The sequence below is a fragment of the Rhizobium sp. PEPV16 genome (assembly GCF_008919455.1).
Classification (GTDB): Bacteria; Pseudomonadota; Alphaproteobacteria; order Rhizobiales; family Rhizobiaceae; genus Rhizobium; species Rhizobium leguminosarum_Q.
The window spans coordinates 1-15,625 of record NZ_VSZV01000232.1; the positions used below are offsets into that span (position 1 = coordinate 1).

General features: G+C 61.7%; 15 protein-coding genes and 2 pseudogenes. 10 read left to right on the plus strand and 7 right to left on the minus strand.

The window, feature by feature from the left end; genetic code table 11:
* The 5 genes from FY112_RS08070 to FY112_RS08090 form a co-directional block, all read left to right on the plus strand.
* Nucleotides 1–806 (plus strand): ABC transporter permease (locus FY112_RS08070; RefSeq protein ID WP_151518130.1); only part of this gene is annotated, 806 nt, incomplete at its 5' end.
* Nucleotides 782–1,531, plus strand: a complete 750-nt coding sequence (locus tag FY112_RS08075) for an ABC transporter ATP-binding protein (protein ID WP_151518131.1) — start codon at nucleotides 782–784, stop codon at nucleotides 1,529–1,531. The genes FY112_RS08070 and FY112_RS08075, both read left to right, overlap by 25 nt.
* A 38-nt stretch (nucleotides 1,532–1,569) precedes the next feature.
* A complete protein-coding gene (locus FY112_RS08080) occupies nucleotides 1,570–2,943 on the plus strand; it encodes an LLM class flavin-dependent oxidoreductase (RefSeq protein WP_094088856.1) in 1,374 nt (457 codons plus the stop codon).
* A gap of 60 nt (nucleotides 2,944–3,003) precedes the next feature.
* A complete protein-coding gene (locus tag FY112_RS08085; RefSeq protein ID WP_151518132.1) occupies nucleotides 3,004–4,074 on the plus strand; it encodes an LLM class flavin-dependent oxidoreductase in 1,071 nt (356 codons plus the stop codon).
* 442 nt (nucleotides 4,075–4,516) lie between these two features.
* Entirely contained in the window at nucleotides 4,517–6,478 is a 1,962-nt protein-coding gene (locus FY112_RS08090; RefSeq protein ID WP_131629676.1) for a methyl-accepting chemotaxis protein, read from the plus strand.
* Nucleotides 6,479–6,620: 142 nt separating this feature from the next.
* Here the strand turns inward: FY112_RS08090 and mctP are convergent, their stop codons facing one another.
* The 5 genes from mctP to FY112_RS08115 form a co-directional block, all read right to left on the minus strand.
* Nucleotides 6,621–8,096, minus strand: a complete 1,476-nt coding sequence (mctP, locus tag FY112_RS08095) for a sodium:solute symporter family monocarboxylate transporter (protein WP_151518133.1) — start codon at nucleotides 8,094–8,096, stop codon at nucleotides 6,621–6,623.
* Complete coding sequence (locus tag FY112_RS08100; protein WP_003555492.1) at nucleotides 8,086–8,283, minus strand: DUF3311 domain-containing protein; 198 nt, start codon at nucleotides 8,281–8,283, stop codon at nucleotides 8,086–8,088. The genes mctP and FY112_RS08100 overlap by 11 nt, the downstream gene beginning before the upstream one ends.
* A gap of 272 nt (nucleotides 8,284–8,555) precedes the next feature.
* Nucleotides 8,556–9,200 (minus strand): two-component system response regulator MctR, encoded by a 645-nt coding sequence (mctR, locus tag FY112_RS08105; RefSeq protein ID WP_151518134.1) that lies wholly within the window; start codon nucleotides 9,198–9,200, stop codon nucleotides 8,556–8,558.
* Nucleotides 9,197–10,582, minus strand: coding sequence for a sensor histidine kinase MctS (mctS, locus tag FY112_RS08110; protein ID WP_151518135.1), 1,386 nt, complete (start codon nucleotides 10,580–10,582; stop codon nucleotides 9,197–9,199). Before mctS ends, mctR begins: the two co-directional genes overlap by 4 nt.
* Before the next feature lie 120 nt (nucleotides 10,583–10,702).
* Entirely contained in the window at nucleotides 10,703–11,167 is a 465-nt protein-coding gene (locus FY112_RS08115) for an Lrp/AsnC family transcriptional regulator (protein WP_011654432.1), read from the minus strand.
* A gap of 163 nt (nucleotides 11,168–11,330) precedes the next feature.
* Here FY112_RS08115 and FY112_RS08120 point away from each other — a divergent pair, with 163 nt between their 5' ends.
* From FY112_RS08120 to FY112_RS08140, 5 genes are all read left to right on the plus strand, one after another.
* A complete protein-coding gene (locus FY112_RS08120; RefSeq protein WP_151518136.1) occupies nucleotides 11,331–12,110 on the plus strand; it encodes an ATP-binding cassette domain-containing protein in 780 nt (259 codons plus the stop codon).
* A 52-nt stretch (nucleotides 12,111–12,162) separates the two neighbouring features.
* The gene (locus tag FY112_RS08125; protein ID WP_151518137.1) at nucleotides 12,163–12,936 is read left to right on the plus strand and encodes a transporter substrate-binding domain-containing protein; all 774 of its coding nucleotides are present in this window, start codon (nucleotides 12,163–12,165) and stop codon (nucleotides 12,934–12,936) included.
* Between the two features lie 12 nt (nucleotides 12,937–12,948).
* On the plus strand, nucleotides 12,949–13,674 hold the full coding sequence (locus FY112_RS08130) for an ABC transporter permease subunit (RefSeq protein ID WP_151518138.1): 726 nt from the start codon (nucleotides 12,949–12,951) through the stop codon (nucleotides 13,672–13,674).
* A gap of 12 nt (nucleotides 13,675–13,686) precedes the next feature.
* Nucleotides 13,687–14,376 carry an ABC transporter permease gene (locus FY112_RS08135; RefSeq protein WP_151518139.1) on the plus strand — a complete coding sequence of 230 codons (690 nt, stop codon included), beginning with the start codon at nucleotides 13,687–13,689 and terminating at the stop codon, nucleotides 14,374–14,376.
* A gap of 75 nt (nucleotides 14,377–14,451) precedes the next feature.
* Nucleotides 14,452–15,360, plus strand: a complete 909-nt coding sequence (locus tag FY112_RS08140; protein WP_017958216.1) for a homocysteine S-methyltransferase family protein — start codon at nucleotides 14,452–14,454, stop codon at nucleotides 15,358–15,360.
* Between the two features lie 88 nt (nucleotides 15,361–15,448).
* Here the strand turns inward: FY112_RS08140 and FY112_RS37520 are convergent.
* A pseudogene (locus FY112_RS37520) lies at nucleotides 15,449–15,550 on the minus strand (MarR family transcriptional regulator); the annotation flags it as partial.
* Nucleotides 15,541–15,625 (minus strand): annotated as a pseudogene (locus FY112_RS08150) (IclR family transcriptional regulator); the annotation flags it as partial. The pseudogenes FY112_RS08150 and FY112_RS37520, both read right to left, overlap by 10 nt.

Consider the following 15,625-nt stretch of genomic DNA (forward strand, 5'->3'; position numbering starts at 1 on the left):
AACCGGCTGGCTCCGCTGGCCCCCGAACCCGGCGCAGGTTAGGCCCCGGACCGGCGATCCCTTTCGGATTGCAGATCGGGCCGGCATTACTCGTCTTGACCTGGGTCGTTGGCTCGGCGCTCGGATGGATCGACCCGCGGATCCTGTCGGCGCCGTGGACAGTGGCTGAGGCTTTCGTAAGGCTCATCGAGCAGGGTCGCCTGCAGGACAATTTCGTGACGTCAGCGACACGCGCCCTGCTCGGCCTCAGCATCGGATTGCTGATCGGCACGATTTTGGCGGTGATCGCCGGTCTTTCCCGGATCGGCGAAGCCCTGATTGACGGGCCGGTCCAGATCAAGCGTGCGATACCGACACTGGCCCTGATCCCCTTGCTGATCCTGTGGTTCGGCATCGGCGAGAGCATGAAGGTCACGACCATCGCGCTTGCCGTGATCGTGCCGATTTACATCCACACTCACAATGCGCTCCGCAGCATCGACAGCCGTTATGTCGAATTGGCCGAAACACTGCGGATGAGCCAGAAGGACTTCATCCTTCAGGTCGTGCTGCCGGGTGCCTTGCCGGGTTTCCTTCTGGGTCTGCGGTTTGCCGTCACCCTCTGCTGGGTTTCCCTCGTCGTGGTCGAGCAGATCAACGCCACCAGCGGGCTCGGTTACATGATCGATCTTGCCCGAAATTACGGGCAGACCGACGTCATTCTCGTCGGCCTGGTGGTCTATGTGCTGCTCGGTCTCGTCTCGGACGGTCTCGTCCGCCTCATAGAACGGAGGGCCCTCTCATGGCGCCGCACCCTGGCAAACTGAAGCCCGCAAACAAAGCCGTCCACGTGCGAGACCTCGCACGGCGGTTTGCGACGAAGACGATCCTCGACGGCGTCGATCTCGATATCGAGGAAGGCGAGTTTGTTGCCCTGCTTGGCCGCAGCGGCTCCGGCAAAAGCACGTTCCTGAGGGCTCTTGCCGGTCTCGATCACGGTGTCGAGGGAACCGGCATCCTCGAGACACCGGAGAGCCTTTCGGTGGTTTTCCAGGACGCCCGCCTGCTGCCGTGGCGCACCGTCATCCAGAACGTCACGCTCGGCTTGACCGGCGCCTCCGGCCAGGAAGCCGGACGGAAGGCTTTGGCGGAAGTCGGACTTGCAGGCCGTGAAACGGCGTGGCCGAACCAGCTTTCGGGTGGCGAGCAGCAGAGGGTCGCGCTTGCCCGTTCGCTGGTGCGCGAGCCGGCCCTGCTTCTCGCCGATGAGCCGTTCGGCGCGCTCGATGCGCTGACCCGACTGAAAATGCACGATCTGCTGCGGGAGTTGTGCGCAAGACACCGTCCTGCCGTGCTGCTCGTCACCCACGACGTCGACGAGGCGATTTCGCTGGCCGACCGTATATTGGTCCTCGACGAAGGGCGCCTCATCGAGGATCTCAAGATCGATCTGCCGACGCCGCGCGACCACGGTGATCCGCGCTTTGCGCAATTCCGCATCCATCTTCTCAGCCGGCTCGGGGTCGAGCGTCCGGGCCGCAAGGCCGCCTGACATCAGCAACAGTTCAATTTGATCCTAGGGATAAGCCAATGAGCACATCGAAAAGGCAAATGCGGCTTGGCGCTTTCATCATGGCCACCGGCCATCATATTGCCGCCTGGCGCCATCCGGAGGCGCAGGCCGATGCCGGCCTCAATATCGATCACTACCGCGAGCTCGCGCAGACCGCTGAACGCGGCAAATTCGATCTCGTCTTCGTCGCCGACAGCCCGGCGGGATGGGACCGCGCCAAGGACCCCGAAGCGCTTCGTCGCACCGCCCAGGGCGCACATTTCGAGCCCCTGACCCTTTGGGCTGCCCTCTCGCAGGTGACCAAACATATCGGCTTCGTCGCCACGGCATCGACGACCTACGAGGACCCCTACCTTCTCGCCCGCAGGTTCGCGTCGCTCGACTATATCTCCAAGGGTCGCGCCGCCTGGAACGTCGTCACGACAGGTGCGGATGTTTCGAAGAATTTTTCAATCGCAGGCCATCCTGCCCATGCCGATCGTTATGAGCGGGCCGAGGAATTCGTCGACCTGGTGAAGGGCCTATGGGATTCCTACGAGGACGACGCCTTCATCCGCGACAAGGAAAGCGGGGTCTATCTCAATCCCGACAAGGTGCATCTCGTCGATCACAAGGGCAAGTTCTTCTCGGTGGCCGGTCCGCTCAACGTCGGCCGTCCGGTTCAGGGCTATCCTGTCATCGTGCAGGCCGGCGCATCGGAACCCGGGCGCGAACTTGCCGCCCGCACGGCCGAGATGATCTTTACCGCCAACCAGACCTTCGAGGATGCGCAGGAATTCTATTCCGACGTCAAAGGGCGGCTCGCCCGCTACGGGCGCCGGCCGGACGAACTGCTGATCAGTCCCGGCATATTCCCCGTTCTCGGCGGGACGGAAGCGGAAGCCCAGGCGAATTACGACCATATCCAATCGCTGGTTCATCCATCCATCGCCTGGAATATCCTTGCCCGCCACTACAAGGGCATCGACCTTTCCGGCTACTCGCTGGATGATCCCGCCCCTCCCCTGCCTGAAAATACCGAACTCAACAAGAGCCGCCTCAAGCTGGTTTCCGATCTGGTATCACGCAACAATCTGACGCTGCGCCAGTTCTATCTGGCGGTCGCCACCGCTCGTGGCCACCGGACGGTGGTCGGAACACCGGAGCAGATCGCCGATGCGATGCAGACATGGTTCGAGAACGGTGCTGCCGACGCCTTCAACATCATGCCGCCGATCCTGCCCACCGCCTTGACCGATTTCGTCGATCAGGTCGTGCCGATCCTGCGCAAGCGCGGCCTGTTCCGGCACGAATACGAAGGCACGACGCTGCGGGAGAACCTTGGCCTCCAACGCCCGCCGAATAGCTTTGTGGTTCAGGCGGGGCAGCAGCAGGTGCAGGCGGCCGTATGATCTCTTGAGGGGCTTCCCTCCCCTCTTTTTGTTCAATCACCCACAGAACCGCAGCATCGCATGAACAATAGTTCCGAATTTCTCTGGTATATTCCCAACGACGTCAAAGCCGGTCATCGCGGCGATTCCGCCGTCGAGAACCACAACAGCCTGGATACGCTGACCAGCCACGCAAGGGCGCTGGAGGAACATGGCTGGAAGGGAGCGCTCATCGGCACCGGTTGGGGCCGTCCCGACACCTTCACGGTCGCAGCCTCGCTCGCTGCCCGAACGACCACCTTTGAACCGCTCATTGCGATCCGTCCCGGCTATTGGCGACCGGCGAACTTCGCTTCCGCGGCAGCCACGCTGGACCATCTGACCGGCGGCCGCGTGCGGATCAACGTCGTGTCGGGCAAGGACAACCTCGCTGCCTACGGCGACAGCGAGGGCGATCAAGCGCATCGCTACGGCCGCACCAAGGAGTTCATGCGGCTGGTCCGCAGACTGTGGACCGAGGACAACGTCACATCCGCGGGCGAGAACTTCCGGGTCGCTGAATCCACCGTGGTGCCGCGCATCCAGGTCCGCGGCGATCGTCGGCACCCCAAATTCTACTTTGGCGGCGCCTCGGAGGCGGCCGAGCGGGTGGCCGCCACCGAGGCCGATGTCCAGCTTTTCTGGGGCGAGCCGCTCGACGGTGTCCGCGAGCGGATCGACCGGCTCAAGGCGTTGAGCAGGGAGCTTGACCGCGACCTCCCGCCGCTGGAATTCGGCCTGCGGATAACGACGTTGGTCCGCGACACCACGAAACAGGCCTGGACCGACGCCGAGGCGAAGGTCGCCGAGATGGCCAGAAGCAAGGGCAGCGGCTGGCACGATCACCAGCGGGCGCTCGCCGTCGGCCAGCAGCGGCTGCTCGATCTGCATGAGCGCGGCGACGTCCTCGACGACAACCTCTATACCGCGCCGGGCAAATTCGGCGGCGGCGGCGCCGGCACCACCTGGCTGGTCGGGTCGGCGGAAGACGTCGCCCGATCGCTGCGCAAATACCAGGATCTCGGCATCACCCACTTCGTGCTGTCCGACACGCCCTATCTCTCAGAAATCAAACGGCAGGGCGATCAGCTTCTCCCGCTGCTGCGCGGCTGAAGCCGGAGCAGCGGCGCTCCGGTATCGCCGGTGCAATTCATGCCGATTGGCGAGCCCGTTCAGAGCGTCGCGCAGTTCGCGGGCAAGCCGCGGAACCTTGTTGTTTGGGCGAGGTAAGAGATTTCGCAACCATCGGGAGCGCGCTCGTCAAATTGTCCATCCGAAAAGCGCAAATGCTATCCAGATAGAGCGCTATAGCTTGCTCCGTCGGCTCCGTTTACACTCTCTAAAATATATTACTCTAATTTTTTAGGTATCGGGGCGACGTTCTTGAGAATTGTCACCTCCGCCATGATGGCGGGCCAGGCACCCGAATTTCGCATGAAATCGGCTTTTATTGCTTTGACGGATGTCCCGTATCTCAAGCGCGATTCCGGGCACAGGGTGCCCGTCGGCTGCCGAGACATCCTTCGAACAAAGCTCATCGCGGGGGAGAGTGCATATGAAGAATATCATGAGTTTCGGGGTTGTGGCGCGCCTGGCGCTTGGCTTCGGCGTTCTCCTCTTGCTGATGGTAGGCTTGACCATCTATTCGACGGAAGAAGTTGCGCAGATCAACGATAAACTTGGAGCGATCAACGACGTCAACAGCGTGAAGCAGCGGTTTGCCATCAACTACCGCGGCAGCGTGCATGATCGGGCGATCGCCATCCGAGACGTCACTCTGGTGACGTCTCCCGATGAACGGAAGACGGCCGAGGCATTGATCGAGAAGCTGGCAGCCTCTTACGCCGAGAATGAAAAGCGCATGGCGGATATGGTTGCATCTCCGGCCGGTGCGACGGAACAGGAAAAGACCATCCTCAGCGAGATTGCAGACATTCAGGCGAAGACCAATCCATTGGTCGCCCAGATCATTGCGCTGCAGGAGAAGGGCGACGGCGAGGCCGCCCGCAAGATTCTGCTCGAACAGGCTCGACCGGCCTTCGTTGCCTGGCTCGGCGCCATTAACAAATTCATCGACTATCAGGAAGCGCTGAACAAATCGATCGGCGGCGAGGTTCGCAGCATGGCAAGCGGCTTCAAGCCATTCGCCCTGACCGCGCTTGGCATTGCGGCCGTTCTTTCACTGGTTGCCGCGGCTGTGACCGCACGCACGATCGTCGGCCCGCTGGCAAAACTTCAGCTTTCGCTGAAAGCGATGGCCGACGGCAATCTCAACGGCGATCGCCGCCTCGAAGCGCGCGGCGATGAGATCGGCAAGCTCGCACGGGCGGTGGCCGGGCTGCGCGACGCAATTTCGGCAAAGGCGGAACGGGAAGCCGACGCCGAGGCGAAGCGAGCCGTGTCGGAGCGGCATCGGCTCGAGCAGGATGCCGATGAACGCCGCACGCTTGCCGAGCAGACGGACAAGGCAGTCGGCCAGCTTGGCGATGCGCTGCAGGCGCTGGCCGATGGCGACCTTACACAGCAGATCGGCACTCCGTTCATTCCGTCCTTGGAAAAGCTCAGAGCCGACTTCAATTCTGCGGTAGAAAAGCTCCGTGCCGCCATGCAGAAGGTTGCCCAGAACGCCAGCGCCATCGCGGCCGGTGCACAGGAGATCCGCTCCGCCTCGGACGATCTCGCCAAGCGGACCGAACAGCAGGCAGCCTCGGTCGAGGAAACCGCCGCTGCCCTGGAAGAAATTACGACCACCGTTGCCGACTCGAGCAACAAGGCTCAGGAAGCCGGCCAGCTCGTTCGCAAGACGAAGGACAGTGCCGAACGCTCGGGCAGCGTCGTTCGGGATGCGGTCGACGCCATGGGCAAGATCGAATCCTCCGCCACCGAAATCGGCAGCATCATCGGCGTCATCGATGAAATCGCGTTCCAGACCAATCTGCTGGCGCTCAATGCCGGCGTCGAAGCCGCCCGTGCCGGTGAGGCTGGCAAGGGCTTTGCGGTCGTGGCTCAAGAAGTGCGCGAATTGGCGCAACGTTCCGCCAAGGCGGCCAAGGAAATCAAGGAACTCATCAACGCTTCGAACGGCCACGTCAAGAGCGGTGTGGCCCTGGTTGGCGAGACCGGAAAGGCGCTGAAGGAGATTGCCGAGCAGGTGCAGCAGGTCGACGGCAATGTGGGGGCCATCGTCGGCGCTTCGCAAGAGCAGGCGACGGGGCTGAAAGAGATCAATACCGCCGTCAACAGGATGGATCAGGGGACGCAGCAGAACGCCGCCATGGTGGAAGAAGCCACAGCGGCCGCCCACAACCTCGCCAAGGAAGCCGACGCGCTGTTCCAGCTTCTGGGCCAGTTCAACATTGGCGGACTGGTGGCACCGAAGCGCGCATCGCAGCCCGCTGCCGCGGCGCCACATGCTCAACCGGCGCCCTCGCCTGCGCGCCAAATGATTGCCAAAGTGGGTAAGTCGTTCCAGACGAACGGGAATGCGGCAGTGGCCGGCGATTGGGAAGAGTTTTAAGTCGCTCTGATCTCTCTCCAGCTTATGCAGGAACGCCAAAGCGGCATAATTTTGCGAAGGGCAGCGTTTGCTGCCCTTCGCATTTTCGGCCCAAAGAGCATGATGTTGTCCGAAAGCCGCTCACACTTTTCGGCACCATGCTCTAGGCCCGGACCGGAGCCTTGGCCGGAAGCAGGGCGTTGACCACGACCGCGACTGCGATGTTGGCCGCAAGCGCCAGCAGTCCGGTATAGACGGTGAAGGGTTCGCCGCCGAGGCTGATCAAATGCAGGGGCTTCCAACCGGCATCCCAGACGAGGAAAGTTCCGCCGCCGAAGCCGACGAACCAGCCGGCAAGAAGACCGGGAGCACGGAACCAGTTGGTGTACAGGCCGAAGACCAGGGCCGGAAGCGTCTGCAGGATCCAGATGCCACCGAGCAGCTGCAGGTCGAGGGCGAATTGCGTCGGCAGGAAGATGATGACGAGCAGCGCCCCGATCTTCACGACGAGCGAGGTGATCTTTGCGACCTTGGCCTCGCCCGCGTCGCTGACGTCTGGATCGACATAAGCTGTCCGGAAATTGCGGGTGAAGAGATTGGCGGCGCCGATGCTCATCACCGCCGCCGGCACCAGGGCGCCGATGGCGATCGCGGCAAAGGCGAAACCGGAGAACCAGCCCGAAAATAGCGTCTTGAACAGCGTCGGAACGACGTCGTTGGCGCTGTCGAGCTTCAGATTGGCGGCATGCCCCATATAGCCGAGCAGCGCCAGAAGGCCGAGCAGCAGCGTATAGGCGGGCAACATGATCGCATTCTTGCGGATCGTCTTGCCGCTGTTGGAGGCAAAGATGCCGGTCAGCGTATGCGGATACATGAAGGCCGCGAGCGCCGAACCCAAAGCGAGCGTGGCATAGGCGACATACTGGTTGCCGCCGAGCAGCAGGTTGCCGGACCCCTTGGCCTGGAAGGCCGCATCGGCCGAGGCGAAGACATTGGCGTAGCCTCCGAGTTTCGACGGGATCAGGGCAACCGCCGCGATCACAACGATATAGATCATGATGTCCTTGACGAAGGCGATCAGAGCCGGGGCGCGCAGGCCCGCGGAATAGGTGTAGAGCGCCAGCACGATAAAGGCGATCGCCAGCGGCAGTTCCCCATGCAGCCCGAGCGCCTTCAGCACCGCGGTCATGCCGACGAGTTGGAGGGCGATATAGGGCATGGTGGCGATGACGCCGGTTGCCGCCACGGCGAGTTCGAGACCGCGCGATCCATACTGACCATGAACGACGTCGCCAGCCGTCACATAGCCGAAATCCTTGGCGCGTTTCCACAGCACAGGCATGACCATGAAGACGAAGGGATAGACGACGATCGTGTAGGGCAGCGCAAAGAAGCCGTAGGCTCCCACGGTATAGACCAGCGCCGGGACGGCGATCACGGTGTAAGCGGTATAGAAATCGCCGCCGACGAGGAACCAGGTGATCCAGGTGCCGAAGTTGCGTCCGCCCAGGCCCCATTCATCGATATGGGCCAGTGTCTCGGGCTTGCGCCAGCGGCTGGCGACGAAGCCCATGACCGTGACCAAAACGAAAAAGAAGATGAAGACGGCAAGTGCCGTACCGTTGATGTCAGTCGTCATGGCGAGTGCTCCGATAGGCGATCCAGGTCAGCGCTGCGGTGATCGGCACCCAGAGAAGCTGATACCAATAGAAGAACGGAAAGCCGAAAAGAGATGGCTCGCGGACATTGTAGAATGGCGGCCAGAGCAGACCTAGATAGGGAATGACAAGCAGCCAGAGCGCTGCCTTGCTACGTGGTTTTTCCATGTCGGGATACCTTTCAGGCGCCGCGGGCGGCGGTCGCCATGTTCCAGTTGTCGGCGTGGAAGGCAGGTCTGTCAGCCGGCGGCCGCGGCAGGCCCGGCTCGGGTCGCTCGAGGTTTTCCGACCGATCGGAAGCTGATGTAACGCATGTGAATTCCTCCCAACGGCTCGCACTCGGCCAGCCGTGGATGGAGTCCTATGGCGTTGGTTTTGTCCTCACAAGACGGGCGCGGCGCTGAATTGCCGAGGCCTACCCAGAAGTGGGTAGACGCGATTTACCCGATTTTCGAGACGATACCGTGATCGAGCGCATAGCGGATGAGGCCCGCCGTGGTGGCGATGCCGAGCTTCTTCTTGAGGTTCTTGCGATGCGTTTCCGTCGTGGCGGGGGTGATCCCCAGCGTTTCGGCGATCTCCCGGTTGCTTCTGCCCGCAACGATCAGCCCGAGAATGTCGCGTTCGCGCGGTGTCAGGGGATCGCTACCCTCCTCCGCCCGTTCGCCCATCAGCGCGTCGAAGACGCCGGACGAGAAATACGTCCCCCCGTCCGCCACGGTCTCGATGGCCGAGACGATCTCGTCGGTCGAAACGTCTTTCAGGATGTAACCGGCAGCGCCATGCATGACCGAGGAGGAAATATACTCGCGGCTGTCATGCATGGAGAGCATCACGACCCGCGCCTGGGGAAGTTCGTTCCTGAACAATTCGATCGCATCGATGCCGCTCAGCTTCGGCATGTTGATGTCCATCAACACGACCTGCGGCAGGACCTGCCGGCCGATCTCGAGCCCCGTTTGCGCGAGCCCGGCCGTACCGGCAACTTCGATATGGTCGAATGTTTCGAGCACGGCCTTCAACCCGTCCAGCACCAGCGGATGATTGTCGATCAAGAGCACCCTGATTTTCGGGCGTTCCGTCATGCAGCTTCTGCCTGCCGATCGGCGGGACGATTGGCTGATTTCGGCAGCATCGCCGTCAGCGTCGTGCCGGCCTCGCTGCTGTTAATCAGCAACAGGCCGCGGAAGTGGGCCATCCGCTCCTGCATGTTGCGCAGGCCGAGACCCGATCTGCCGGAGACGCCGTCCTTGATGCCGTCGAAGCCGGTACCGTTGTCGGTGATCGTCATGCGGGCTCGGCCGCCGTCGCTCCAGAGCTTGACTGCGAGCTTGGACGCGCCCGAGTGGCGCTCGACATTGTTGAACGCTTCCTGTGCGACACGATAAAGCGCGGTGTTCGCTTCGGCCTTCAGCGTGTCGGTGAGCCCCGAGGCATCGATCTTCGTCTCGATCCCCGTCCGCTCGGCAAAATGATAGCAGAGTGCCTCGAGCGCCGCCGTCAGGCCGAGATCGTCGAGCACGCGCGGGCGCAGATCGTGCGACAGCCGTCTGATTTCCTTGATGGCGCCGTTCAGCGCCTCGACACCGCGGTCGATCGTCAGCGCCGCATCGTCGACATTGGTCCTGACCTTGCGGCCGGCAAGATCCATCGCATAGCGCACGCCGACGAGATTCTGGGAAATGCCGTCGTGCAACTCGCGGGCAAGCCGCGCGCGCTCTTCTTCCTGGGTATCGATAACCCGCTGCGTCAGCTGCTTGAGCCGGCCGTCGGCCATGCGGCGCTCGTGGAACGTCAGCAGCATGCAGGTGGTGAAAACGACAAGCACCGAAGGCACGGCGATCAGTGCGACGATGATGAAGGTCCGTTTTATGTTGGCGCGCATTCCGGCATTGGCGGCGGCACTTTGGGCAAAGACGTCATCCAGATAAACGCCGGTGCCGACGACCCAGTGCCATTTGTCGAGGCTGACGACGAAGGAGAGCTTGTCGGCGATCTGTCCGGTCGATGGCTTCTGCCATTTGTACTGATGCAGGCCCCCGCCCGCTTTTGCGGTGGCGATCAGTTCGGCGATGACCTTGTCGCCATCCGGATCGGTAAGGTCGAGCCAGTTATGCCCATGGCGGAAACTCTGGCGCGGATGGACGATGTTGTTGCCGTCGTAATCGTAGACGAAGAAATATCCGTCCTTGCCGTAATCGAGCGAGGTCAGGATCGCCGCCACCTGCTGCTTGGCGGCCCCGTCGTCGGAACCGGCTTTGTCATAGATCGTCTGGATGGCGGACAGGGCAAGGTTGGTCAGATTGAGGATTTCGGCTTCCTTGGTCTTCAGCATGTTCTGCTCGAACGTGTCGATGCTATTCTTGGCGAGGTTTGCCGATTGCCAGGTGATGAAGGTGGTGATCGCAAGGATCGAAATGACGAGCGGTACGATCGCCAATGCGATGATCTGGTGTCGTAACGTCAACGATCATTCCTCCCGAGAATTTGCGCCGGGAATTATGCCCTTTGTCAAAAGCGAGTCCAGCGGCTTGTCGGCGCCCGATCCGTGGCAGTCGGAACCACTGCCGGCGGGGCATCGTGCGCGCTAGTCCAGGGGCACGAACAGGCCGAGCTTGACGTCCCGCAGCACCACATTCGTGTGCATGCGGCGGATCTGCGGATTGTCAGCCATGATCAGGGCAGCGATATCGTCATAATGCTCGACGTCGCGGGCGGTGACGATCGCGATCAGATCGACCGCACCGGTGACATAATAGACCTGCTGGATGTGATCCTGCTTCTCCGCCCACAGGCGGAACTTCGCCAGCGCGTCGTAATTGTCCCGCTCGATCTCCATTCCGACGATGAACACCATTGCTGTCCCCGTCGCCTTGCGGTCGACGACGGCCACCTCCGCCCTGATGATCCCTTCCTCGCGCAGCCGCTTCAACCGCCTCTGCACGGCCGAGACCGAGAGTCCGATCCGTTCGGCAATCGTTTCGGCTTTCAGCTGGCAGTCGCGCTGAACGATATCGAGAATGTCACGGTCAAAACGATCCAGCTGTTCCATTGTCCAATCCTAGTTCTCTCCGCAGCAACTCGCGCATTCTGCCGTACTTGCCGCACGAAGAAGATTATTTTGCATAAAATATGCAGAATGGATGAAAACTGCGCGAAAAAACCGCGTTATTTTATCATTATCCTTCGCAAACTCAATTCACCCGGAACCATGCATGCCAGATCAACCCTTTCCTGCTCTTCGCGTCGAAGATCTCCATAAAAGCTTCGGCTCGCAACAGGTTCTCAAGGGTATCTCGACACAGGCCGAGAAGTCCGATGTGATTTCTATCATCGGCTCGTCGGGCTCCGGCAAGAGCACTTTTCTCAGATGCATCAATTTCCTGGAAACGCCTGATCGTGGCCGCATCGCCGTGAACGGCGAGGAGATCGCGCTGAAGATGGGGCGGGGCGGCCGGCTGCAGCCGCGCAGCTGGCGGCAGATCGAACGGATACGGACCGGGCTCGGGATGGTCTTCCAGAGCTTCAATCTCTGGGCCCATCGGACGGTGCTGGAAAACGTCATCGAGGCGCCCGTGCACGTCATGGGTATTCCGCGGCGCGAGGCCATCGAAAAGGCCGAGGCCCTGCTCCACAAGGTCGGGCTCTTCGATAAACGCGATGCCTATCCCGCGTTCCTCTCCGGCGGTCAACAACAGCGCGCGGCGATTGCGAGGGCGCTGTGCGTCGATCCTGATGTCATGCTGTTCGACGAGCCGACATCGGCGCTTGATCCGGAACTGGTCGGCGAGGTCCTGAAGGTCATCCGCGATCTCGCCGAAGAAGGCCGGACCATGCTGATCGTCACGCATGAAATGCGCTTCGCCCGCGATGTCTCCAGCCGTGTTCTCTTCCTGCATCAGGGACGGATCGAGGAGGAAGGCCCGCCGGAGCAGATATTCGGGGCGCCCGTCAGCGCCCGCTGCCGGGAATTCACCGGTCTCAGCACCCACTGATGCATTTCGATCTCTCATCGACAACACAACACAAACCAGGAGAATCCTGCGAATGAAACTGCTTCCCACACTGTTCGCCGGCGCGGCACTCGTGCTTTCCGCCGTCACCGCACAGGCCGAAGTCCGCTTCGGCGTCATGAACGAATCCTATCCGCCCTTCTTCGCCAAGGACGCCTCCGGCCAATGGCAGGGATGGGAAATCGACCTGATGAATGCCGTATGCGAAGAGATGAAGGAGAAATGCTCGATCGTCGAGATCTCCTGGGATGGTCTCATTCCGGCGCTCCAGAGCAAGAAGTTCGACGTGATCTGGTCGTCGATGTCGAACACCGCGGAACGCTCGAAGGTGATCGACTTCACCGACAAATATTACAACACGCCGAGCACCTTGATCGGTCCCAAGGACCAGAAGCCGGGCGCCACCGCCGAGGACGTGAAGGGCAAGACCATCGGCATCCAGGTGTCGACGATCCAGTCGGAATATTACAAGAAGTATTTCGCCGCCGCTGCGGAGGAAAAGACCTACCAGACGCTCGACGAGGCGTTCCAGGATCTCGCCTCCGGCCGTATCGACTATGTCTTCGGCGATTCACTGGCGCTTGACGCGTTCCTGAAAAGCGATGGCGGCAAGGATTGCTGCGCCAAGATGGGCGACGTTGCCGATGACAAGGAGATTCTCGGAGCCGGTGTTTCGGGCGGCTTGCGCAAGGAAGACACTGAGCTGAAGGCCAAGCTGAACGCGGCGATCTCAGCGGTTCGCGCCAACGGCCAGTATGACGCCATCAACAAGAAATACTTCGATTTCGATATCTACGGCGCAAAGTAAGCAGCCGGAACGATGGCGACCGCGCAACAAGGTATTCTGGACCTGCTGTCTCCCTATCCTCCGGGATGGGGCGGCGTCCTTTTGGCAGGTGCGGTCTCCACGGTCGCCATCTCGGCTTGCGCCTTTACGATCGGCTTGCTGCTGGGCACTGGCGGCGCGCTTGGGAAGCTCTCGGGCAATCGCATGCTGCGCCTGCTGCTCGATCTCTATACCACGCTGATCCGCGCCGTTCCCGAGCTGATCCTGATCGTCGGACTCTATTATGCCGGCACCGATGGACTCAACCGGCTGCTCGCCGCGTTGGAGTTGCCACCGGTCAATGTGAACGGCTTCGTCGCGGCCGTCGCCGTGCTGGGCTTCGTCCAGGGTGCCTACATGACGGAAGTGCTGCGCGGCGCGATCCTCGCCATTCCCGTCGGCCAGATCGAGGCCGCCAAAGCCTTCGGCATGGGACCGCTGCTGAGGTTCCGCCGCGTCCTGCTGCCGGCGCTTTTGCCGAACGCGCTGCCGGGTCTTGCCAATCTGTGGATGTCGGTCACCAAGGACAGCGCGCTGGTCGCGGTCGTCGGCTACCAGGAACTGGCGCTCGCCACCCGTCTTGCCGGGGCAAGCACCAAGCACTACTTCGTCTTTTTCCTTGCTTCGGCCCTTCTCTATCTCGCCATCACGCTTGTTTCCAACGTCGTCTTCAAACTGATCGAGGGACGGGTACGGCGGGGACAGCCGCGTCTTGCCTGAAGAAAGCGCCCCATGAGTTTCACCTGGATCTCTTCCTATTGGCCGCTGCTTCTGACCGGCGCCTGGCAGACTGTTTGCCTGCTGGTAATCTCCGTGGTGTTCGGCTTCGTCATCGCCATAGGCCTCGCCTTCGCGCAGGTCAGCGGCGGCAGACTGACGCGGCTCCTGGCGCGGAGCTACTGCACCTTCTTTCGCGGCACGCCGCTGCTGATACAGCTATGGCTTCTCTACTACGGGGTGGGCTCGCTGCTGCCCATGGTCCCCGGCATCCGCCAGAGCCTGTTCTGGCCGATTCTGCGCGAGGGCTTCTTCTTCGCCGCCGTCAGTTTTACCCTGAACTACGCAGCCTACGAGGCAGAGGTGTTGCGCGGCGCGCTGCTTGCCGTTCCCAAGGGCGAGCTCGAAGCGGGCCGGGCCTTCGGCCTGTCGCCCGGGATGCTGATCCGTCGCATCTGGCTGCCGCGCGCCATTCGCATCGCCCTGCCGACGATTGCAGGAGAGATCGTCATGCAGCTCAAGGCGACGCCGCTCGCATTTACGGTGACCGTGATGGATCTCTACGCCGTGGCAAACAAGGTTCGGCAGGACACGCTGCTCGTCTATGAACCGCTGCTGGTCGTCACCTTCTTCTATCTCGCCCTGACCGCCGTGATCGCCCGCGTCTTCCGAAGTCTCGAAGCGCAGGTGCCGGTTCGCCGCTAGGCCGACGAAGCCCGCTACTTTGTTTTGAAAGCCCGCAGCCGAGGACGGCGCGACAGCCTGAATGGAGATTACCTCATGAGCACCACGCGAATTCTCGACGGCGGCATGAGCCGCGAACTTCTGCGGCTGGGCGCCGAACTGAAGCAGCCCGAATGGTCGGCGCTGGCGCTGATGAATTCGCCTGACATCGTGCGAGAGGTACACCAGGAATTCATCGCCGCCGGCGCCCAGATCATTACGACGAACAGCTATGCGCTCGTGCCTTTTCACATCGGCGAAGAACGCTTTTGGACGGAGGGACCGGCGCTGATCCGTCTTGCCGGTCGCCTGGCGCGCGACGCTGCCGATGCCGCTACCGACAGGAAGGCGTTGGTCGCTGGTTCGTTGCCGCCGATCTTCGGCTCCTACGAGCCGCAGAACTTCGAACCTTTGCGGGTGCAGGACTATCTCGGAGTGCTTGTCGAAAACCTCGCGCCCTTTGTCGATATATGGCTCGGCGAGACGCTGAGCCTGATCGCCGAAGGCGAGGCCGTCCGCAAGGCGGTTGCGGCATCGGGCAAGCCGCTTTGGATTTCCTTCACCTTGGCGGACGACGAGGCCGCGATCAAGGGCGGCGAGCCGAAGCTTCGTTCCGGCGAAAGCGTGGAGGACGCGGCATCCTGGGCGGTGTCATCGGGCGCCGAAGCCTTCCTGTTCAACTGCAGCAAGCCCGAGGTGATGCAGGCGGCGGTGGAAACCGCGGCGCGAGTCTTCCGAAAGATGGATGCTCCCATCGAAGTCGGGGTCTATGCCAATGCCTTCGAAGGGGAAACAGGCGAAGCAGCCGCCAATGAAGGCCTGCACGACACGCGCGACGACTTGAATGACGACACCTATTCGCGCTTTGCCTGCTCCTGGGCCGAAGCCGGTGCGACGATCATCGGCGGCTGCTGCGGCATCGGCGCGGCCCATATCCATCGCCTGAGGAAGACGCTGTTGCGCTGAATTAGCCGAGAGTGAGGCTGCTACCGGCAATCGCAATTCTCGGGCTTTATTGATCCTCTCGGTGAATTGAGTGACCCCGCGAGCGCTTTCATCCGCCTTTCGGCGCCGTCTTCTGGAGCTCAAGAAGAAGCTCGATCAGCTTCGGCGCCATCACCCTGATTTCTGAAAGATGCAGAGCGCTCAGCCCCGTTTCGGCCGGGTCGGGGCGTGGTCGAGGCCGGCGGCGGCCTTCTTCAGGCAATCGAGGTAGCGGTCCCGGTTGGCG